Annotated in this window: 18 protein-coding genes; 12 read left to right on the top strand and 6 right to left on the bottom strand. The window is 65.5% G+C overall.

Features of this window, described 5'->3' with window-relative positions; genetic code table 11:
* Positions 1-165 precede the first annotated feature (165 nt).
* Both gpt and ACXAGF_RS08530 read left to right on the top strand, forming a co-directional pair.
* Positions 166-663: a xanthine phosphoribosyltransferase gene (gene gpt, locus ACXAGF_RS08535; RefSeq protein ID WP_475016102.1), complete on the top strand. Its 498-nt coding sequence runs from the start codon at positions 166-168 to the stop codon at positions 661-663.
* Between the two features lie 723 nt (positions 664-1,386).
* Positions 1,387-5,202: a vitamin B12-dependent ribonucleotide reductase gene (locus tag ACXAGF_RS08530; RefSeq protein ID WP_475016100.1), complete on the top strand. Its 3,816-nt coding sequence runs from the start codon at positions 1,387-1,389 to the stop codon at positions 5,200-5,202.
* A gap of 229 nt (positions 5,203-5,431) precedes the next feature.
* On the opposite strand, the gene ACXAGF_RS08525 is transcribed toward ACXAGF_RS08530, so the two are convergent.
* Positions 5,432-6,268 (bottom strand): SDR family oxidoreductase, encoded by an 837-nt coding sequence (locus ACXAGF_RS08525; protein WP_475016098.1) that lies wholly within the window; start codon positions 6,266-6,268, stop codon positions 5,432-5,434.
* A gap of 95 nt (positions 6,269-6,363) precedes the next feature.
* On the opposite strand from ACXAGF_RS08525, the gene ACXAGF_RS08520 reads away from it, so the two are divergent.
* The 3 genes from ACXAGF_RS08520 (at position 6,364) to ACXAGF_RS08510 (ending at position 10,634) form a co-directional block, all read left to right on the top strand.
* Positions 6,364-7,269 (top strand): LysR family transcriptional regulator, encoded by a 906-nt coding sequence (locus tag ACXAGF_RS08520; protein ID WP_475016096.1) that lies wholly within the window; start codon positions 6,364-6,366, stop codon positions 7,267-7,269.
* Positions 7,270-7,391: 122 nt separating this feature from the next.
* Complete coding sequence (locus tag ACXAGF_RS08515) at positions 7,392-9,392, top strand: PhoX family protein (protein WP_475016094.1); 2,001 nt, start codon at positions 7,392-7,394, stop codon at positions 9,390-9,392.
* A 201-nt stretch (positions 9,393-9,593) separates the two neighbouring features.
* Positions 9,594-10,634 (top strand): glycoside hydrolase family 25 protein, encoded by a 1,041-nt coding sequence (locus tag ACXAGF_RS08510; RefSeq protein WP_475016092.1) that lies wholly within the window; start codon positions 9,594-9,596, stop codon positions 10,632-10,634.
* A 33-nt stretch (positions 10,635-10,667) separates the two neighbouring features.
* Here ACXAGF_RS08510 and ACXAGF_RS08505 read toward each other — a convergent pair whose 3' ends face one another.
* Positions 10,668-11,858, bottom strand: coding sequence for a peptidoglycan DD-metalloendopeptidase family protein (locus ACXAGF_RS08505; RefSeq protein WP_475016090.1), 1,191 nt, complete (start codon positions 11,856-11,858; stop codon positions 10,668-10,670).
* A 213-nt stretch (positions 11,859-12,071) separates the two neighbouring features.
* On the opposite strand from ACXAGF_RS08505, the gene ACXAGF_RS08500 reads away from it, so the two are divergent.
* The 5 genes from ACXAGF_RS08500 to ACXAGF_RS08480 all read left to right on the top strand — a co-directional run bounded on the left by ACXAGF_RS08500 (position 12,072) and on the right by ACXAGF_RS08480 (position 14,613).
* Complete coding sequence (locus ACXAGF_RS08500; RefSeq protein ID WP_475016088.1) at positions 12,072-12,581, top strand: hypothetical protein; 510 nt, start codon at positions 12,072-12,074, stop codon at positions 12,579-12,581.
* Positions 12,582-12,703: 122 nt separating this feature from the next.
* Complete coding sequence (locus tag ACXAGF_RS08495) at positions 12,704-13,612, top strand: DnaJ C-terminal domain-containing protein (protein ID WP_475016087.1); 909 nt, start codon at positions 12,704-12,706, stop codon at positions 13,610-13,612.
* A gap of 1 nt (position 13,613) precedes the next feature.
* On the top strand, positions 13,614-13,928 hold the full coding sequence (locus ACXAGF_RS08490) for a chaperone modulator CbpM (RefSeq protein WP_475016085.1): 315 nt from the start codon (positions 13,614-13,616) through the stop codon (positions 13,926-13,928).
* Between the two features lie 42 nt (positions 13,929-13,970).
* Complete coding sequence (locus ACXAGF_RS08485; protein ID WP_475016083.1) at positions 13,971-14,138, top strand: hypothetical protein; 168 nt, start codon at positions 13,971-13,973, stop codon at positions 14,136-14,138.
* Between the two features lie 154 nt (positions 14,139-14,292).
* Positions 14,293-14,613 carry a DUF1883 domain-containing protein gene (locus tag ACXAGF_RS08480; protein ID WP_475016081.1) on the top strand — a complete coding sequence of 107 codons (321 nt, stop codon included), beginning with the start codon at positions 14,293-14,295 and terminating at the stop codon, positions 14,611-14,613.
* A gap of 25 nt (positions 14,614-14,638) precedes the next feature.
* Here the strand turns inward: ACXAGF_RS08480 and ACXAGF_RS08475 are convergent, their stop codons facing one another.
* Both ACXAGF_RS08475 and ACXAGF_RS08470 read right to left on the bottom strand, forming a co-directional pair.
* Positions 14,639-15,946, bottom strand: coding sequence for a replication-associated recombination protein A (locus ACXAGF_RS08475; RefSeq protein WP_475016080.1), 1,308 nt, complete (start codon positions 15,944-15,946; stop codon positions 14,639-14,641).
* Positions 15,943-17,334: a DegQ family serine endoprotease gene (locus ACXAGF_RS08470; protein ID WP_475016079.1), complete on the bottom strand. Its 1,392-nt coding sequence runs from the start codon at positions 17,332-17,334 to the stop codon at positions 15,943-15,945. The genes ACXAGF_RS08475 and ACXAGF_RS08470 overlap by 4 nt, the downstream gene beginning before the upstream one ends.
* 202 nt (positions 17,335-17,536) lie before the next feature.
* Here ACXAGF_RS08470 and msrP point away from each other — a divergent pair, with 202 nt between their 5' ends.
* On the top strand, positions 17,537-18,478 hold the full coding sequence (gene msrP, locus ACXAGF_RS08465; protein ID WP_475016077.1) for a protein-methionine-sulfoxide reductase catalytic subunit MsrP: 942 nt from the start codon (positions 17,537-17,539) through the stop codon (positions 18,476-18,478).
* A gap of 2 nt (positions 18,479-18,480) precedes the next feature.
* Positions 18,481-19,128, top strand: coding sequence for a protein-methionine-sulfoxide reductase heme-binding subunit MsrQ (gene msrQ / locus ACXAGF_RS08460; RefSeq protein WP_475016076.1), 648 nt, complete (start codon positions 18,481-18,483; stop codon positions 19,126-19,128).
* Between the two features lie 97 nt (positions 19,129-19,225).
* Here the strand turns inward: msrQ and rplQ are convergent, their stop codons facing one another.
* Both rplQ and ACXAGF_RS08450 read right to left on the bottom strand, forming a co-directional pair.
* Complete coding sequence (gene rplQ, locus ACXAGF_RS08455) at positions 19,226-19,654, bottom strand: 50S ribosomal protein L17 (RefSeq protein WP_475016075.1); 429 nt, start codon at positions 19,652-19,654, stop codon at positions 19,226-19,228.
* 122 nt (positions 19,655-19,776) lie between these two features.
* The gene (locus ACXAGF_RS08450) at positions 19,777-20,787 is read right to left on the bottom strand and encodes a DNA-directed RNA polymerase subunit alpha (RefSeq protein ID WP_475016073.1); all 1,011 of its coding nucleotides are present in this window, start codon (positions 20,785-20,787) and stop codon (positions 19,777-19,779) included.
* Positions 20,788-20,859 lie beyond the last annotated feature (72 nt).

Genomic DNA, 20,859 nt, shown 5'->3' with positions numbered 1-20,859 from the left:
CGCCGGCGGCGTGACGGACCCGCGCCCCGCCGGGCGGGCAGGCACGGATCGCTGTGGATCGCTGCGGCGCGCCGCGGCCGCTGCGTTTCCCTTCTTCCCGCATCTGCACTAGATAGTCCGATCGCACTTGCATTTTTCGCCGGTCGCCGGCGATAGGAGACCGTCATGTCGCTTCCCGACAAAGCCTTCCCCGTATCCTGGGACCAGTTCCACCGAGACGCCCGCGCGCTCGCATGGCGCCTTGCCGACAACGACCGCGAATGGAGGGCGATCGTCTGCATCACCCGCGGCGGGCTGGTGCCGGCCGCGATCGTGTCGCGCGAACTCAACATCCGCCTGATCGAGACGGTCTGCGTCGCCTCCTATCACGACTACGTCTCGCAGGGCGAAATGCATGTGCTGAAGGGTGTGGCGCCGGAACTCCTGCAGAACGAGGGTGAGGGCATCCTGATCATCGACGACCTGACCGACACCGGCAAGACGGCAGCCCAGGTGCGGTCGATGCTGCCGAAGGCACATTTCGCCGCCGTCTACGCCAAGCCGAAGGGGCGGCCGCTGGTCGACACTTTCGTCACCGAGGTCAGCCAGGACACGTGGATCTATTTCCCCTGGGACATGGGCTTCACCTACCAGGAGCCGATCTCCAAGGGCAGCCGCGACTGAAAAGACCGGGCGGCGCTTGCCGCCCTCCCCTTGCCTTGCGCGCGAGCGGCGGCTTCGGCCCCGTCGAGCGGTCGCCGCTGGGCTTTTGCCGGCCCACCCCGCCTCCGTCTGTGGGCAACTCTCGGGCGATCACAGATTGTGGCGCATGGCAACTCCCCGGCTTTCGCCATGGCCGAATTTGTCCTTATTTTTGCCCCATTATTTCCTGTTCCGGCCGGGCCTGTCCGGTGAGAACAGGTGCCTTCGGTCCGGAACGCCCTGAATTTCCAGCATTTGCCCAATGTCCCCATTTTCCACAAGCGCAGCACACAACATCTAGCGTCCACAAATCCGTCACAAACCACCCCTTGACGGAATCGGGTGCCATGGCGTTAATGGTTGGTAAGTTGCAACGGCGACTGGACCGGAGAGTTTCGAGCCCGGTTCGCAAATCTGGAAATCGTCATAGGTAACCATGCGTCAAGGTGGATGAGCCGCCGGCCGCAGGGGATCTCTTGCGCACGGTTTCTTGATCGCCGGGGTGGCCAACGGGGCTGGCATAAAGAAGTTGTTAACACTATATTTAGTGTTTGCAGCCACATTCAGCACAAGATACAGGGTTCCGATAGATCGGGTTTCCCGCACGAACTGAAGAGATGACTGGCTGCGCGCAACGTGGCCGGACGGGGCAAATTGCGCCCTGCGCACAGGCACGCAGGCGCGGCGACAGAAGGACAACGGACCATGCGCATAGAACGTCGTTTCACCAAGCAGGGCCAAACGGCCTATGCCGAGATCGAATTCCGCAAGGCCACCAGCGAGATCAAGAACCCGGACGGCTCGATCGTCTTCCGGCTCGCCGACATCGACGTCCCCGCCCAGTTCAGCCAGGTCGCCGCCGACATCCTCGCGCAGAAGTATTTCCGCAAGGCCGGCGTGCCGGCGCGCCTGAAGAAGGTCGAGGAGAACGACGTCCCCTCCTTCCTGTGGCGCTCCGTCGCCGACACCGAGGCCCTGAAAGAGCTGCCGAAGGACGAGCAGTACGGCTCGGAGACCGACGCCCGGCAGGTGTTCGACCGTCTCGCCGGCACCTGGACCTACTGGGGCTGGAAGGGCGGCTACTTCGACGGGGAAGAGGACGCCGCCGCCTTCAAGGACGAACTCGCCTACATGCTCGCCACCCAGCGCGTCGCCCCGAACTCGCCGCAGTGGTTCAACACCGGCCTGCACTGGGCCTACGGCATCGACGGCCCCGGCCAGGGCCACTTCTACGTCGACCCCTTCACCGGCAAGCTGACGAAGTCCAAGTCGGCCTACGAGCATCCGCAGCCGCACGCCTGCTTCATCCAGTCGGTCGAGGACGACCTCGTCAACGAGAACGGCATCATGGACCTGTGGGTGCGCGAGGCGCGCCTGTTCAAGTACGGCTCCGGCACCGGCTCCAACTTCTCGCACCTGCGCGGCGAGGGCGAAAAGCTGTCCGGCGGCGGCCGCTCCTCCGGCCTGATGAGCTTCCTCAAGATCGGCGACCGCGCCGCGGGCGCGATCAAATCCGGCGGCACGACGCGGCGCGCGGCCAAGATGGTCGTGGTCGACATCGACCATCCCGACATCGAGGAATACATCAACTGGAAGGTGAAGGAGGAGCAGAAGGTCGCAGCCCTCGTCACCGGCTCGAAGATCGTCGCCGGTCACCTCAAGGCGATCATGAAGGCCTGCGTCAACTGCTCGGCCGAGGGTGACGCCTGCTTCGACCCGACCGAGAACCCGGCGCTGAAGCGCGAGATCCGCGCCGCCAAGAAGAGCCAGGTTCCGGAGAACTACATCAAGCGCGTCATCCAGTTCGCGCGCCAGGGCTACAAGGACATCGCGTTCAAGACCTACGACACGGACTGGGATTCGGAAGCCTACCTGACCGTGTCCGGCCAGAACTCCAACAACTCGGTCTCGATCAAGGACGACTTCCTGCGCGCGGTCGAAGACGACGGCGACTGGCACCTGACCGCCCGCAAGGACGGCAAGGTGATGAAGACGCTGAAGGCGCGCGACCTGTGGGAATCGATCTCCTACGCCGCCTGGGCCTCGGCCGATCCGGGGCTGCACTTCAACACGACGATGAACGACTGGCACACCTGCCCGGCCGCCGGCCCGATCCGCGCGTCGAACCCGTGCTCGGAGTACATGTTCCTCGACGACACGGCCTGCAACCTCGCCTCGCTGAACCTGCTCCAGTTCAAGGACGCAGCGACGAAGAACATCAATATCGCCGACTACGAGCACGCCGTTCGGCTGTGGACCGTCGTGCTCGAGATCTCGGTGATGATGGCGCAGTTCCCCTCGCGCCAGATCGCCGAACTGTCCTACGAGTACCGCACGCTCGGCCTCGGCTACGCCAATATCGGCGGCCTGCTGATGTCGTCCGGCATCCCCTATGACTCGACCGAGGGCCGCGCCATCGGCGGCGCGCTGACGGCGATCATGACCGGCGTGGCCTACGCCACCTCGGCCGAGATGGCCGGCGAGCTCGGCCCCTTCCCGGGCTTCGCGCCGAACCGTGACAACATGCTGCGGGTCATGCGCAACCACCGCCGCGCGGCCTATGGCGAGACGGGCGGCTACGAGAAGCTGTCGGTCAACCCCGTCGCGCTCGCCCATGCCGACTGCCCGGACCAGGACCTCGTCATCCATGCGATGAGCGCCTGGGACAAGGCGGTCGAACTCGGCGAGAAGCACGGCTACCGCAACGCCCAGACCACCGTGATCGCGCCGACCGGCACGATCGGCCTTGTCATGGACTGCGACACCACCGGCATCGAGCCCGACTTCGCGCTGGTGAAGTTCAAGAAGCTCGCCGGCGGCGGCTACTTCAAGATCATCAACCGCGCCGTCCCGGAGGCGCTGCGCACGCTCGGCTACTCCGAGGCGCAGATCGCCGAGATCGAGGCCTATGCGGTCGGCCACGGCAACCTCAACCAGGCCCCGGCCATCAATCCGTCGTCGCTGAAGGCCAAGGGCTTCTCGGATGAGAAGATCGCCGCCGTCAACGGCGCGCTGAAGAGCGCCTTCGACATCAAGTTCGTGTTCAACCAGTGGACGCTCGGCGCCGACTTCCTCAAGGAGACGCTGAAGGTCTCCGACGAGCAGCTGGCCGACATGAGCTTCAACCTGCTCGAGCACGTCGGGTTCTCGAAGAAGGACATCGAGGCCGCCAACATCCACGTCTGCGGTGCGATGACGCTCGAAGGCGCCCCGTTCCTGAAGGCCGAGCACCTGCCGGTGTTCGATTGCGCCAACCCCTGCGGCAAGATCGGCAAGCGCTACCTGTCGGTCGAAAGCCACATCCGCATGATGGCCGCCGCCCAGCCGTTCATTTCCGGCGCCATCTCCAAGACGATCAACATGCCGAACGAGGCGACCGTCGAGGACTGCAAGAACGCCTACATGCTGTCGTGGAAGCTGGCGCTGAAGGCGAACGCGCTCTACCGTGACGGCTCGAAGCTGTCGCAGCCGCTGAACGCCTCGCTGATCGAGGACGAGGACGACGAGGACGACGCCGTCGAGGCGCTGGCAGCGGCCCCGGCCGCCGCCCAGGCCGTCGCCGTCACCGAGAAGATCGTCGAGCGCATCATCGAGCGGGTCACGCGCGAGCGCGAGAAGCTGCCGAACCGCCGCCAGGGCTATACCCAGAAGGCGATCGTCGGCGGGCACAAGGTCTACCTGCGCACCGGCGAGTTCGGCGACGGGCGCCTCGGCGAGATCTTCATCGACATGCACAAGGAAGGTGCCGCCTTCCGCGCGATGATGAACAACTTCGCCATCGCCATCTCGCTCGGCCTGCAATACGGCGTGCCGCTCGAGGAATATGTCGAGGCCTTCACCTTCACCAAGTTCGAGCCGGCCGGGATGGTGCAGGGCAACGACGCGATCAAGAACGCCACCTCGATCCTCGACTACGTGTTCCGTGAACTCGCCGTCTCCTATCTCGGCCGCCACGACCTTGCCCATGTCGACACCTCCGACTTCGGCAACACCGCCCTCGGCAAGGGCATCCAGGAGGGCAAGACCAACCTGATCTCGACCGGCTGGACCCGCGGCTACAAGCCGACGCTCGTGCCCGGCACCGGCGGCGAGCGCCAGCTCAGCGAGCCGAAAGGGGCCGCGACCGCCGCCCCGGCCAAGGCGTCCTCGGGCGGCAATGTCACCGCCTTTGCCGGCAGCGCCGCCCGCAAGCTCGAGCCGGCCGCGGCCGTCTCGACCTCGGAAATCGTCGCCTTCAAGCGCGACTACGAGGAACGGGCCAGGGAACTGGCGGAAGAGATCGCCGAAGAGGTGACGGAGGAGAGCGAAGAGGGCGTGACCGCGCTGTTCTCCGACAAGGCCGCCGCCGAAGCGGCATCCGCCAAGGCCGACGCCAAGAAGCTCGAGAACGAGCGCCGCATGCGCTCGATCGCCCAAGGCTACACCGGCAACATGTGCTCGGAGTGCCAGAACTTCACGATGGTGCGCAACGGCACCTGCGAGAAGTGCGACACCTGCGGCGCGACGAGCGGGTGCAGCTGAGAATTGCGGGACGTGTGCGGCGGCGGCAGTACGCGCGGCGACGTCTCCGCAAATAGCTAGCTCTTCTGATCCCCGCGGCGACTGATCTTGCCGCGGGGACTTTTTATCCGAATGGAACGGAACGACCTGCATCGCGCTTTGTGGGGTGCAGGTTGCCCGAAGATGAATCCAGGTTGCCCCCTGCCCGTCTGCGCCGGCGGGCTGGACCTCAACCGCGCTTTTCGGCGAACTACTTCGCCTTCGGCGCCATCCGCTCGCGCATGAAGGCCATGTATTCGGCTTCGGAGCTTCCCCGTCGCTTGTCGATCAGGGGCTTGATATCGTCGGTGGCGACATAGCGGAGCTGGTCGGTTCCGTCCGTCGCCGCCTTGAGAATGACCGTCGCCACCTCGTCGCTCGTTGCCCGGCCGCGCGAACGGCGCAGACCTTCGAAGACTTCGCCCGCACCGGCGATGAAGTCGTCATATTCGGACGGCGTGGTCGTCGAGGAGAACTCCTGCCCGCTCCGTTCCCCGAACTTCGTCTCGAGCACTCCGCCCGGCTCGACGATCTTCACGCCGATGCCAAGGGCCGCCAGTTCGTAGGACAACGATTCGGAAAAGCCTTCGAGGGCGAACTTGGAAGCGTTGTAGAGGGAGATCATCGGCAGGCCGAAGACACCCGCGCCGGAGCTGACGTTGACATAGAGGCCGGAGCGGTTGGCCCGGAAATGCGGCAGCGTCGCCCGGATCACGTCCATCACGCCGAAAACGTTGACGCCGAACTGGTCGGCGACCTTCTCGCGTGATGTGCCCTCGAACACGCCGAACAGCCCATAGCCCGCATTGTTCACCACCACGTCGATGCGGCCGAACCTTACGATCGCCTGGCTGACCGCACTTTCGATGCTTTGCCGGTCCTGGACGTCCAGGCGGGTGACGAGAACGTCGGGCAGGAGTTGGAGGCTCGATCCGCTGTCCGGGCTTCGCATCGTCGCCACCACATTCCAGCCTTCGGCTGCAAAAATTCTCGCGGACGCTTCGCCGAAACCGGACGAGCATCCCGTGATCAGTACCGTCTTCTTCATCGTGGTCTCCTTCTTAGCCGGACGCTGCTGTAATGGCGGCACGTCCATGATATAAGTCGGACAATTTTGGACAACACATTGAAGGAAATCGGACAATGTCGGGAATGACGCTTGCGGACCTGAGGGCCATATCGAGCGTCGGCTCCTGCGGCAGCTTCAGGGGTGCTGCGAGGGAGATGGGGATCGCGGTATCGTCCCTCAGCCACCAGGTCGCCAATGTCGAAAAACGCCTCGGAATCCGCCTGTTCAACCGGACAACCCGCAGCGTTTCGCTGACCGAGGCCGGCGAAGCGCTGCTGCTTCGGGTGCGCCCGGCGCTCGGCGAGATCGACATGGCGCTTCTCGCTGTCGACAGGCTGCGCAGCACGCCGTCCGGCGTTCTGCGCCTAAACACGTCGGAGGGAGGCGCACAGCGAGTCCTGCCGCTGGTACTGGACTTCCTTGCCACCTATCCGGAGATGAAGGTCGACCTCGTCACCGAGGGGCGCCTGGTCGATATCGTCGCAGCGGGGTTCGATGCGGGGCTGCGCCTGGAGGAGGTCGTTCCGAAGGACATGATTCGCGTCTCTCTGGGCCAGAGCGAATCCTTCGTCCTCGTCGCTTCGGCCGAATATCTCGAAGGCCGGATGCTGCCGACCGCCCCCGGCGACCTGCTCGACCACGAATGTATCCGTGCCCGGCTGCCCAGCGGCAGCCTCGTCGCATGGGAACTGGAGCGGAACGGCGAGACGATCACGGTCGATGTCAAAGGGCGCCTGGTCGCCGGCAGCACCGAGCTGAGCGTCCTTGCCGCCCGTCAACATGGCGGGATCGCCTATGTGGCCCTGCGATCGGTGGAGGAAGACCTTTCGCAGGGGACGCTCGTGCAGCTTCTCGCCGAATGGACGCCGCCCTATCCCGGAATCTGCCTCTACTACCCGAGCCGGCGCCTGCCGTCGGCGGGTCTGCGCGCCTTCATCGATCACGCGATCGCCTGGCGAAAATCGCGGCTTGGCGACTGATGGCGGAAGCAACCAGAGGGCCCGGCTGCCCGTGCCTTGTCGCAAAACCGAAACACCCCGGCTCTAAGTGCTAGAGGCCCTCTGGCTTGAGGGTCCAGTCGAACGCACGTGGAGACCGTCCGATGACCGAACATTTTTCCCAGAAGATTTTCCCGACAACGCAGCTCGAGGACGCCGATGGCGCCGGCCACAACCAGAGCCCGAACCCGACCATGGGCGAGATCATCGGCAAGCGCTTTTCCCGCCGCGGCTTCCTGCAGGGCTCGCTCGCCGTCTCCGCGATAGCTGCGACGGTCTGTCCCGCCGCGCTTCTGAGCGCACCCAACGCGGCCCGCGCGGCCGGTGCGGCCGGTAGCTCGGCCTTCTCCTTCACCGAGGTCGAGGCCGGCGTCGATGCCGACCACCACGTCGCCGAGGGCTATGACGCCGACGTGCTGCTGCGCTGGGGCGATGCGGTGTTCCCCGATTCGCCCGCCTTCGATCCGGTCAACCAGACGGCCGCCGCGCAGGCGCGCCAGTTCGGCTACAACAACGACTATGTCGGCTTCATCCCGCTGGAGGGCTCCGCCGAGCACGGCCTGCTGGTGGTCAACCATGAATACACCAACCCGCACCTGATGTTCCCCGGTCTCGTTTCGATCGTCGACGGCAAGGTCGAGCAGGGCAAGCTGTCAAAGGAACAGATCGACGTCGAGATGGCCGCCCATGGCGGCACGATCGTCGAGGTGCGCAAGGTCGAGGGCAAGTGGCAGGTCGTGCCCGAGGGCAAGCTGAACCGGCGCATCACCGCCAACACCGAGATGCAGCTTACCGGGCCCGTCGCCGGCCACGACCGCGTCAGGACGGGCGCCGACCCGAGCGGCACCCGGGTGATCGGCACGGTCAACAACTGTGCCGGCGGGGTGACGCCGTGGGGCACCTACATCATGGCCGAGGAGAACTTCCACGGCTACTTCGCCGGCGAGCTGCCGGCCGACCATCCGGAAAGCGGCAACTACCAGCGCTACGGCGTGCCGGAAGGCTCCTACGACTGGGCCAGCTTCTACGACCGCTACGACGTCGGCAAGGAACCGAACGAGCCCAACCGCTTCGGCTGGATCGTCGAGGTCGACGTCAACGACCCGGCCTCGGTGCCGAAGAAGCGCACCGCGCTCGGCCGCACCAAGCACGAGGGCGCCGAATCGATCGTCGCCAAGAACGGCAAGGTCGTCTTCTACCTCGGCGACGACGAGCGCTTCGACTATGTCTACAAGTTCGTCACCGAGAGCCGCTACAACCCCGACGACCGCGCGGCCAACCTGGACCTGCTCGACGCGGGCACGCTCTATGTCGCAAGGTTCGACGAGAACGGCACGATGCAGTGGCTGCCGCTCGTTCACGGCGCGGGCCTGCTGACCGCCGAGAACGGCTTTGCCGGCCAGGCCGACGTGCTGATCGAGACACGCCGCGCCGCCGACCTTGTGGGCGCCACGAAGATGGACCGCCCCGAGGACGTCCAGCCGAATGGCGTCAACGGCAAGGTCTACGTGATGCTGACCAACAACACCAAGCGCAAGGCCGAGCAGGCCGACGCGGCCAACCCGCGCGCGGAAAACGCCTTCGGCCACATCATCGAGATCGCCGAGGACGGCGGCGACTTCACCGCCACCGGCGGCACGTGGGAGGTGCTGCTGAAGTGCGGCGACCCGTCCGTCGCCGAGGTCGGGGCCACCTTCTCGACGGCCACGACCAGGAACGGCTGGTTCGGCATGCCCGACAACTGCGCCATCGACGCCGCCGGCCGCCTCTGGGTCTCGACCGACGGCAACTCGAACAAGGCGACGGGCCGCACCGACGGCCTGTGGGCGGTGGACACCGAGGGCGAGGCACGCTCCACCTCGAAGCTGTTCTACCGCGTCCCGGTCGGCGCCGAACTGTGCGGGCCGGTGTTCACCCCGGACGACCAGACGGCCTTCGTCGCCGTCCAGCACCCGGGCGACGGCGGCGAGGACTGGGACGGCCACGGCCGCCCGTCCTACTACGAGGACGTCTCCACCCGCTGGCCGGACTTCAAGGACGACATGCCGGTCCGTCCCGCGGTGGTCGCCATCACAAAGACGGGCGGCGGCAAGATCGGCGCCTGAGCGCGCCAGGGCACTGGGGGATGGCCGGCCATGTCCCGGCCATCCTTCCCGTCCAGCGGGCTGTTGAGGCCGCGCCCTCCCCCAAATCCGAGGTCCGGCGTAAAGGTTGGATTCAGCCTTTCTTGGTAATTTTCCGTTAGCAATCGCCTTTCGGTGTTTCGGCGGCGCCTTCTCCGCCGGTGTTTTGCGTAACGGGTTCCCATGCGTCTTACGGCTGCCCTCGCCCTTTCCTTCGTCGGTCTTGCCCTGTCCGGCTGCGCCTCCAGTTCCGGCCCGGACGAACTGACCGCCGGCCTCACCTCGCGGGAGACGACAAGCTCGATCGTCCGTCCGGCGGCCCCGGTGCCGTCGGAAAGCGTCGGCGCGGCCGAACCGGCACAGGCCGCGGAATCGGCACCGCACGAACTCGCCTGGGCCGGGCCCGTACCGGACCAGCAGGCCTTCGGAGCACTGACCCGATCGACCGGCATGGCGATCCCCTCGCAGCGACCGCTGGAGATGCTGGCGCCGAAGGCGCCGGCGGCGGGCGCGGCACCGGGCAAGCGCTCACGGGTCTACGGCCAGCGCTTCGGCGATGCCAAGCCGATCAATTTCGGCAAGGCCTCGCCGCGCAAGCACGCCGTACACGGCGTCGACGTGTCGCGCTGGCAAGGCGACATCGACTGGGTCACCTTGCGCCGGCAGGGGGCGAACTTCGCCTTCATCAAGGCGACCGACGGCGGCGACCACCTCGACCCGATGTTCCGCAAGAACTGGCAGCGGGCCAAGGATGCCGGCATCAAGCGCGGCGCCTATCACTTCTTCTACTGGTGCCGCACCGCCGGCGAGCAGGCCGACTGGTTCATCCGCAACGTGCCGAACGAGCCGGACGCGCTGCCGCCCGTGATCGACGTGGAGTACAACGCCGAATCCAGCTGCAAGCGGCGGCTGTCACGTGCGACGGTGCTGGAGAAGATGCAGGTGTTCATGGACAAGCTGGAGCGGCATTACGGCAAGCGTCCGATCATCTACACCGCGCCGGACTTCTACGCCGACAACCTCGCCGGCGCCTTCCCCGACCACCCGTTCTGGCTGCGCTCGGTCGCCGCCCACCCGTCCAAGCGCTATCCGGGGCGGCAGTGGCTGTTCTGGCAGTATTCCGGGTCCGGCCTGTCGCAGGGCGTGGACGGCAAGATCGACCTCAACGTCTTCCACGGCAGCGAGTCCGACTGGCACAAGTGGCTCGCGCGGCACGCCGGCTAGCCTCGCCAGCGGGCTCCCGGAAGCGGGACCGCCTCAGTCGAAATCGACGACCTGGTTGTTGAGCGGCATCTGCCCGGCGTGATCGCCCGAAAGACGGGGATCGATCCGCGCCGGCTCACCCTTGTCCAGCAGCGCGTCAAGCCCGGAATCGAGCACGCCCGGGCTCGAGAACCGGGTGATGACGAATGGCAGGCCGTTGGCGTCGAGCGGCGATGGACCGTCCATCACGTGGAAATGCAGGTGCGGCGCGGTGGAATTTCCCGTGTTGCCGAGCAGGCCGATCACCTCGCCGGCACGGACACGGTCGCCAAGCTCGGCCTTGAGGCTGCCGCGCTGAAGATGGGCGTAGAAGGCAAAGGCGCCCCCGCCGATATCCACCACCAGCATGTTGCCGCCGACATTCTCGAGCGTGATGTTCTTGGCGTCTTCGCCCGGGACCTGCTCGTCGGCCGCGTCATAGCGGTTGACCACGACGCCGTCGGCAACGGCATGGACCGGCGTGCCGTAATAGGCATAGCTGTCCAGCCTTGCGACGTCGCCGGTGAAGACGCGGCCGTTTTCGTCGAGCTTGACCCAGTCGATCGCGTAACGCTCAGGCACCCGCAACTCGCCATTGATCGACAGCACCGCCCCCCGATGCGATGTGATCGCGTCGCAGCAGCCGTTCACCGCGACCCAACCCTTGCCCTTCAGCGGCGCCTTGACCACCACGGGGCTGCCGCCGACCTTCATGCCCTCGCCCGTGAAGGTGAAGGATGACGGCAGCGGGCCGCCCTCTGGCATCGGCGCGGGTTTGCCATCCGGCCCCGCCGCCTGCCGCGTCGCGGTCACGCGCCCGGCGATCACGGCCGGCAGGTTCTCGCCGGCGCTGAAGCTGACGTCCATGAACACGACCGCAGTGCCGCCCGGCGGCAATGTCCGTCCCGCCACACCGCCGTACATCTCGGTCATGTTCGACAAACCGCCGCCGTCAAGACCTCCCAGGACTCGTCCGGCCCCGTCCACGGCCTCGACCTTTTCGAGCGTGACGAACAGCCTGCTCGGATTGGATACCAGCAGTTCGTAGGCAAGGTGGACGCGACCATCCGCGCCCGGAACAGGATGGGGATCGCTGACCGGGCGAACCACGACCGTACTGAACGTCTCGCCCGGCTTCACGGACTGGGCGGCGGCAGGAGAGACGGAACACAGTATCGATGCGGCAAGCAATGACAGGATGCGCATGGCCTTCCTCCAGTCGTTCCGCGGCGGCGCGGCGCACCGGCTCGGGCGGGCGCGTGAAGTGTGCCACAGTCGCCCGTGGCCCGCCATCCGGTCTGCAACCACCGGGGCTCCGGCCAGGCCGTTTTTCGCGCAAAGGCTGGTCCTGGCGCGAAATTCGGAACAAGATGAGCCACCCAGCACTTTTCACCGCAGGATCACCAGGGAGAGAAACCGATGCGCGCAATCAGGCTTTGCCTGCTCAGCCTGCTTCTTTTTCCGCTTGCAGGCCACCCCGCCACGGCGCAGGACTCGGTATTCCTGCAATCGCTTGCCGGGAGTTGGAACGGCAAGGGCACGGTGATCACGCGCATCGGCGCGCCGGCGATCAACGTCAACTGCCGCCTCAGTTCGGCCGCCGGCGCCACATCGATCGCGATGAAAGGCACCTGCTACGGACTACTGGTGGTGCGGCGCGCGATCTCCGCCGAGCTGAGCGAGCGGCGCGGCCGCTACAGCGGCGTCTACGTCGGCCCGTCGGGCTTCCCGTCATCCCTCTCCGGAAACCGCAACGGCAATTCCATCAACCTGTCGGTACGCTGGAGCCGGGTCGTCAATGGCGACCGGACGGCCAGGATGATGATCCAGAAGGTCGGCGCCAACGGCCTCCGCTTGCGCACCATCGACGAGGACCCGGCTACCGGCAACGCCGTCGCCACCAGCGACATCCTGCTGAAACGACGCTGATCGCGCCGTTGCAACGGCGTTGCTCGGTCCGCTGCCGATTTGCCGAGGCTGCCCCATGGTTTAAGCTAGCGTCTTGCCGCGGCTTTCCGGCGGCGGATGTCCAAGGGTGAGGGAAGAACCGAATGAGCCGCAGTCCGTACGAGGTCCTTGGCGTCAGCAAGAACGCCACCCAGAAGGAGATCCAGAGCGCCTACCGCAAGCTCGCGAAAACCCTGCACCCGGACCTGAACCCCGCCGACAAGGCGGCCGAGGACAAGTTCAAGGCCGTTTCGGCGGCCTACGCGCTGCTCGGCGACGAGGAGAAGCGCGGCCGCTACGACCGCGGCGAGATCGACGAGACCGGCGCCGAAACCCCGCCCCGGCAGTACTACCGCGACTTTGCGACCGGTGACGCCGGACGCTACCAAAGCGCGCACAGCTTCTCCGACTTCGGCGACGCCGACGACGCCTTTTCCAGCTTCTTTTCCCGCCGCGGGGACGGTGGCCAGCGGAGCTTCAAGGGACGCGACGTCCACTACACGCTCGAGGTCGAACTGCTGGAAGCCGCCAACGGCGAAAAGAAACAAATCGGCCTGCCCGGCGGAACGGCGATCGATCTCACCATCCCGCCGGGTACGCGCGACGGCCAGGTGCTGCGGCTGCGCGGCAAGGGTGAGCCGGGCATCAACGGCGGGCCGCCGGGCGACGCCCTCATCGAGATCCGGCTTCGGCCACATTCGTTCTTCAAGCTGGATGGCGACGACGTGCGTTACGAGGTGCCGATTTCGCTGTCGGAGGCCGTGCGGGGCGGCAAGATCCGCGTTCCGACGCTGGACGGAGCGGTCAACGTGACGATCCCTCCGAACTCGAACACAGGCAAGACGCTGCGGCTGAAGGGCAAAGGGCTGCACAGACACGGCGGCGGCCACGGCGATGCCTACGTGACGCTGCAGGTCACCCTGCCGCAGGAGCCCGACCCGGAACTGAACGCCTTCGTCGAGGGCTGGGAGGCCGGCAAGGCGCACGCCCCACGCAAGCACATGGGAGGCTGAGATGAAGGATACCGAGTTCTGCCGTACTCTCGAGATCGAGAGCCCCGTGCTGGAGTTCTGGGTCGCGCATCGCTGGCTGGTGCCGGAGGAACGGGATGGCGACCTGGTGTTCCACGAGGTCGACCTGGCCCGCGCCCGCCTGATTCAGGACCTCGTCGGACCGATGGGCGTCAACGCCGACGGCGTCGACGTCGTGATGCCGCTGCTCGACCAGATCCACAGCCTTCGTGGTAAACTGGGAGCGCTGATGGAGGCGATCCGGAACCAGGACCGCGAGGTGCAGCGACGTATCCTGATGCTGATCGACCGGGAGTAGCCGAGGGCCGGTCGAATCGATGTTCAACCCGGGAGATCCGCCATGACCAGCCACAAACAGCCGCCCAAGCAGCCGCCGCAACAGAAAAAGCCCGGCGACGACAAGGCGAAGCGAAAGGAAGAGGACGAATATCTCGACGAGGCGCTGGAAGAGACATTTCCCGCCAGCGACCCGATTGCACCGCCGATCTACGACGACGCCAAGCACTGATCCGTCCGCGCTCCTCGCCGTCGATCACGCCAGTCGCCGGACGCGGCGCGTGGCCCCTGTCGGGCTCCGCCTGGCATTTTAGGAATGCGACACGAACCGATCCTTAACCGCTGATGCGCATGTTGGCTGTCGATCATGATATCGCAGGACGGCAATGGCGCAGATCAGTTTCCCCTACACGCACTACGACCTCCAGGACATTCGCGAGGGCGTGGTCATCGAGATCACGCTTTCGGCAATTGCCAATGTCCGCCTGATGACGCATGCGGACTTCGACCTGTTCCGCAATGGCCGGCAGCACAAGTTCCTGGGCGGCGTCGCCAAGAAATCGCCGATCCGGTTGACTATTCCGAAGAACGCCCACTGGCACGTGGTCGTCGACATGCAGGGTCTTACCGGCAAGGCGGAGTCATCCATCAGGGTCGTACCGAAGCCCAAGGTTCCGGCAGGGCCGCGATTCGTCGCCCCAACCTGAGACGGCCGCAACTGGTCGATAGGCCTCAGCCTCGCTCGCGCCGGAGCTTCGCCCACCACTCGAGCCGCTTGCGAAGCTCGCGCTCGAAACCGCGCTCGGGCGGATCATAGAAGGTCTTTCGTCCCATCTTTTCCGGGAAGTAGTCCTGGCCCGAGAAGGCGTCCGGCTCGTCGTGATCGTAGCGGTAGCCGTCGCCGTAGCCCTCGCCCTTCATCAGCTTCGTCGGCGCGTTCAGGATATGCTTCGGCGGCAGCAGCGAACCATTCTCCTTGGCTGCCCGGGTCGCCGCCTTGTAGGCGGTGTAGACCGCGTTCGATTTCGGCGCGGTCGCCAGATAGACGCAGGCCTGCGCCAGCGCCAGTTCGCCTTCCGGCGAGCCGAGGAAGTCGTACGCGTCCTTGGCGGCATTGCAGATGACCAGCGCCTGCGGATCGGCAAGGCCGATGTCCTCGACCGCCATGCGCACGAGCCGGCGGCCAAGAAAGAGCGGATCCTCGCCGGCGTCGAACATCCGGCAGAGATAGTATAGCGCGGCATCCGGATCGGACCCGCGCACCGACTTGTGCAGCGCCGAAATCAGGTTGTAGTGGCCGTCCTGGCCCTTGTCGTAGACCGGGGCGCGCCGCTGCACGATGCGCGCCAGCTCGTCCTGGTCGAAGCGCTCGCCGGGCCGGGCCGCGCGCCAGACTTCCTCTGCCAGCGTCAGCACCGCGCGGCCGTCGCCATCGGCCATGCGGAGGAGCGAGGCGCGCGCGTCGTCATCGAGCGGCAACGGCCTTTGCTCGACCGCCTCGGCCCGCCTGACCAACTCCTCAAGGCTGTCCTCGTCGTGCGGCTTGAAGGTCAGGACACGGGCCCGCGATAACAATGCGGCATTGAGTTCGAAGGACGGGTTCTCGGTGGTGGCGCCGACGAGGATGATCGTACCGTCCTCCATCACCGGCAGGAAGCTGTCCTGCTGCGCGCGGTTGAAGCGGTGGATCTCGTCGACGAACAGCAGCGTCTGCCGTCCGCCCATGCGGCGCTGGCGCGCAGCGTCGAAGACCTTCTTCAGGTCGGCAACGCCGGAAAAGATCGCCGAGATCTGCTCGAACGCCAGCCCCGCCTCGCCCGAAAGCAACCGCGCAACGGTAGTCTTGCCGGTACCCGGCGGCCCCCAGAAGACCATGGAGCCGAGCGAGCCCGACGCGATCATCCGCGACAGCACGCCGTCCTCTCCGGTCAGGTGCCCCTGCCCGGCCACCTCCTGCAGCGACTGCGGGCGCAGCCGGTCGGCCAATGGCCGTCTGGCGGCCATTCCCTCAGGTTCCTTGGGGGCAAACAGGTCGCTCATCGGAAGTACTGCTTGATGCGCTGGCCGTCGCGCTCGATCTCCACGCGCCAGACCGACGGATCGGCATCGACCAGCTCGTCAAGGATCTCCGTGCTGGCGACGCCCTCACCGTTCAGCTCGACGATGATGTCGCGCGGGCGAAGACCGATGCGGGCTGCCGGCGAGCCGCGATTGACCGCGGTGACAACCACGCCGGCGGATTCTGCCGGCATGCGCAGCTCCTCGGCAACCCGCGGCGAAAGGTTCGCGACCACGGCGCCGGAGAACGGATTGCGGCCCTCGATCAGGCGCTCGTCGCGCGGAACCGACTCCGGCGCACGGTCGAGCGCGATCGTCAGGATCTCCTCCTTGCCGCCATTGTTGACGGTGAGTTCGGCCGTTCCGCCGATGCCGACCGTCGCCAGCCGGTAGCCGAGCGCATCGGGATGCTCGACGGCAATGCCGTTGACGGCGATCACCACGTCACCCGGCGTCAGGTCGGCCTTCTCGGCCGGGCTACCCGGCAGGACCTTGGAAACGAGCGCGCCGCGTGCCTTGCCCAGGCCCAGCGCCTCGGCCACGTCGGAGGTCACGGCATCGAAGGTGGCGCCGACGAAGGGACGGTCGAAGCTGGCGCGTCCACCGACGGCACTGGCCACGAAAACCTTCACGAGATTGGCGGGAATGGCGAAGCCGACCCCGTTGGAACCGCCGCCGCGCGAGAAAATCGCCGTGTTGATGCCGATCAGTTCACCCTTCATGTTGATTAGGCCACCGCCGGAGTTTCCGGGATTGATCGAGGCATCGGTCTGGATGAAGAAGCCGAAGTCGCCGGCCTTCACCTGGTTGCGGGCCAGCGCGGAGACGATGCCGCTCGTCACCGTCTGGCCGACGCCGAAGGGGTTGCCGATCGCCAGCACCAGGTCGCCGACCTCGACGGCATCGCTGTCGCCCAGCGGCAGGGTGTCGAATGTGTCCTTCGTCTCGATCTTCAGCACCGCGAGGTCGACCCTGTCATCCTTCAACAGCACCTTGCAGGGATACTCGCGGCCATCCGCGAGCGCCACCTTGATGTCGTCGGCGCCCTCGATGACGTGGTTGTTGGTCACGACCACACCGTCCTTGCCGACAATGACGCCGGAGCCGAGCGAAGACTGCTTCTGCGTCCGGTTCGGCATCCGCTGGCCGAAGAACTCCTCGAAGAAGGGATCATTGAAGACCGACCGGCGTTCGACGACGCGTTCCGCATAGACGTTCACGGTCGCGTTCGCGGTCTGCTTGACCAGCGGCGAGAAGGAGAGCTGCATCTGGGCCTGCGAAGCCGGCACGGTCTTCTCCTGCGCGGTGGCAGGGGCCGATACGGCGAGAAGCAGAAGGGTTGCAGTGGCGAGGCCGTGGCCGAATTTCATCAAGGAGTCTCCGTTTCGTTGCCGCCAGGTTCAGATAGGATTTGGCGCTGAAAAAGGCAAATGCGCCAGGACCACCGGATGCGGAATGCGCTCACGACAGCCACACGAAAAAGTGCTCGGCGGCAAGCCGGCACGGCTGTAACTTTGTCGCCATTGCAGACGTAAAGGGACACGAGAACGCTTCTCGTCAAAGGAACGAACGATGACTGCCTATCGCCCGCCCAGGATCGCGCCCCACGAAATCACGCCGGAAGGCGTATTCCTGAACAGACGTGCCTTCATGGGTGCGACCGCCGGCGGCCTGCTGCTGGCCCAATCTGGCGGGGCGCTGGCGGCCGAGCTCGCCGCTTCGCCCTCACCCTTCAAGGTCGACGAGCCGTTGACCCCGGAAAAGGACGTCACGAACTACAACAATTTCTACGAGTTCGGTGTCGGCAAGGGCGATCCCGCCGCCAACGCAGGCCAGTTCAAGCCGACGCCCTGGACGATCAAGGTCGACGGCATGGTCGCCAAACCGCAGGAAATTGGCCTTGAGGAACTGCTGGCGTTCCCGATGGAGGAGCGCATCTATCGCATGCGCTGTGTCGAGGCCTGGTCGATGGTGATTCCCTGGATCGGCTTCCCGCTTGCAAGCCTGCTTGACAAGGTCGAACCGCTCGGCAGCGCCAAGTACGTCGCCTTCGAGACCGTGGTGCGCCTGGAGGAAATGCCGGGCCAGTCCGGTTACTTCCAGCCGCTGCCCTGGCCCTATGTCGAAGGTCTGCGGCTCGACGAGGCGCGCCATCCGCTGACGATCCTGGCCACCGGCCTCTACGGCAAGACGCTGCCGAACCAGAACGGCGCCCCGATCCGGCTCGTCGTGCCTTGGAAATACGGCTTCAAGGGCATCAAGTCGATCGTGAAGATCACGCTCACCGACAAGGAGCCGCCGACCACCTGGAACATCGCGGCTCCGCACGAATACGGCTTCTACGCCAACGTGAACCCGGCAGTCGACCATCCGCGCTGGAGCCAGGCGACGGAGAACCGGATCGGCGAAGGCGGCTTCTTTGGCGGCAGCCGACGCGACACGCTGCCGTTCAACGGTTACGGCGAGGAAGTCGCCGGCCTCTATGCCGGCATGGACCTCGCAAAGAACTTCTGATCATGGCAGCACTCCCCGCCCTGCCCCGCAAGTACCACGGCGCCTCCGTCTGGGCGCTCTACGCCGTCGGCTTCGCCCCTGCCGTCTACGGCTTCTATCTCGGCGCCACCGGGCAACTGCCGGGCAACGCCATCAAGGAGTTCGAGCATCTGCTCGGCATCTGGGCGCTGCGGTTTCTGATCGCCACGCTCTGCATCACGCCGCTCCGGGACATCTTCGGCCTCAACTGGCTGCGTTACCGGCGCGCCTTGGGGCTGCTCGCCTTCTGGTACGTCATGATGCATTTTTCGACCTACCTGATCCTCGACAAGTATCTCGACTTCCCGACGATCGTCGCGGACATCGCCAAGCGCCCCTTCATCACCATCGGCATGGCCGCCTTCGTCCTGCTGGTACCGCTGGCACTGACGTCCAACACCTGGTCGATCCGCAAGCTCGGCCCGCGTTGGAACAAGCTGCACAAGCTCGTCTACATCATCGCCGCCGCGGGCGCGCTGCATTTCGCCATGTCCGTGAAGGTCGTCGGGCCGGAGCAGCTGATCTATATCGCACTGGTGACGCTGCTGCTCGCCTGGCGTCTGGTCAGGTCGCGCTTCAACCAGGCACGACGCCGGCAGGCGCCGCAGCCGGGCTTCCAGCGGGCGCGCTAGGCATACGCTCCCCGGCGTCGTTTACAAGGCGTTGACCAGACGCGAAAAAGGCCGGGCGCTTTCGCACCCGGCCTTTTCATTCTTCCGTTGCCTGAAATCAAGCAGCTTCGGCGGCGGCAGCAACCTCGGCCTCGGCGCGGGCCTTGTCGGCTGCGCCCTTGGCGGCGACGTCACGGTCGACGAACTCGACGACGGCGAGCGCAGCGTTGTCGCCCTGGCGGAAGCCGGCCTTCATGATGCGAAGGTAGCCACCGTTGCGGCTGGCGTAACGGGTCGCGATCGCATCGAACAGCTTCGAGACGACGGCAACGTCGCGGATCTGCGAGATCGCCTGGCGGCGGGCGTGCAGGTCGCCGCGCTTGCCGAGGGTCACGAGCTTCTCGACGATCGGACGGATTTCCTTGGCCTTCGGCAGGGTCGTCACGATCTGCTCATGGGTGATGAGCGAGGCAGCCATGTTGGCGAACATCGCCTTGCGGTGGCTGGCGGTGCGGTTCAGCTTGCGGCCGGCTTTCTGATGGCGCATTGCTATTCTCCTTCTATGCAGGTCTGCCGATCTCTCTATCGGCCCTGCCGTTTCCTGGCACATACAGGCATCGGCCTGCTGTTTGACGGGGAAAGGCAGAGGTGAGCCTGCCTTTTTTGTTCCTAGTACTGGTCTTCGTAGCGCTTGGCGAGATCTTCGATGTTCTCGGGCGGCCAGGCCGGCACTTCCATGCCGAGGTGCAGGCCCATGGAAGCGAGAACTTCCTTGATCTCATTCAGCGACTTGCGGCCGAAGTTCGGGGTACGGAGCATCTCCGCCTCGGTCTTCTGGATCAAATCGCCGATGTAGACGATGTTGTCGTTCTTCAGGCAGTTCGCCGAACGGACCGAAAGCTCGAGCTCGTCGACCTTCTTGAGCAGCGCCGGATTGAAGGCAAGCTCGGTGACGGCCTCTTCCTCGGCTTCCTTGTGCGGCTCCTCGAAGTTGACGAACACCGACAGCTGATCCTGGAGGATGCGGGCGGCGAAGGCGATCGCGTCTTCCCCGGTGACCGAACCGTCCGTCTCGATCGTCATCGTCAGCTTGTCGTAGTCCAGAACCTGACCTTCACGGGTGTTCTCGACCTTGTACGACACCTTCTTGACCGGCGAGTAGAGGCTGTCGACCGGGATGAGCCCGATCGGCGCGTCCTCGGCGCGGTTGCGGTCAGCCGGAACGTAACCCTTACCGTTGTTGACGGTGAACTCCATGCGGATCTCGGCGCCCTCGTCGAGGGTGCAGATCACATGGTTGGGGTTCAGGATCTCGATGTCGCCGACGGTCTGGATGTCGCCAGCGGTGACGACACCCGGTCCCTGCTTGCGCACGACCATGCGCTTGGAATCATCGCCATCCATCTTGATGGCGATTTCCTTGATGTTGAGCACGATGTCCGTCACGTCTTCCCGGACGCCCGGGATCGAGGAGAACTCGTGCAGGACGCCGTCGATCTGCACCGCCGTGACGGCAGCACCGCGCAGCGACGACAGAAGAACGCGGCGCAGCGCGTTGCCGAGGGTCAGACCAAAACCGCGCTCAAGCGGTTCGGCGACGAGGGTCGCCTTGGTGCGGCCCGACGACGCGAACTCCACCTTGTTCGGCTTGATCAGTTCCTGCCAGTTTTTCTGGATCATATTTGTTGCCTTCCGTTCGCCACCACCATCCAATCGTGGCGGCCGAGCTCTGAAGCGCCTGAAGGAGCGCGA

The organism is Mycoplana sp. ABR4_002 (assembly GCF_056159645.1).
This window is presented reverse-complemented; position numbering and strand designations above follow the sequence as displayed.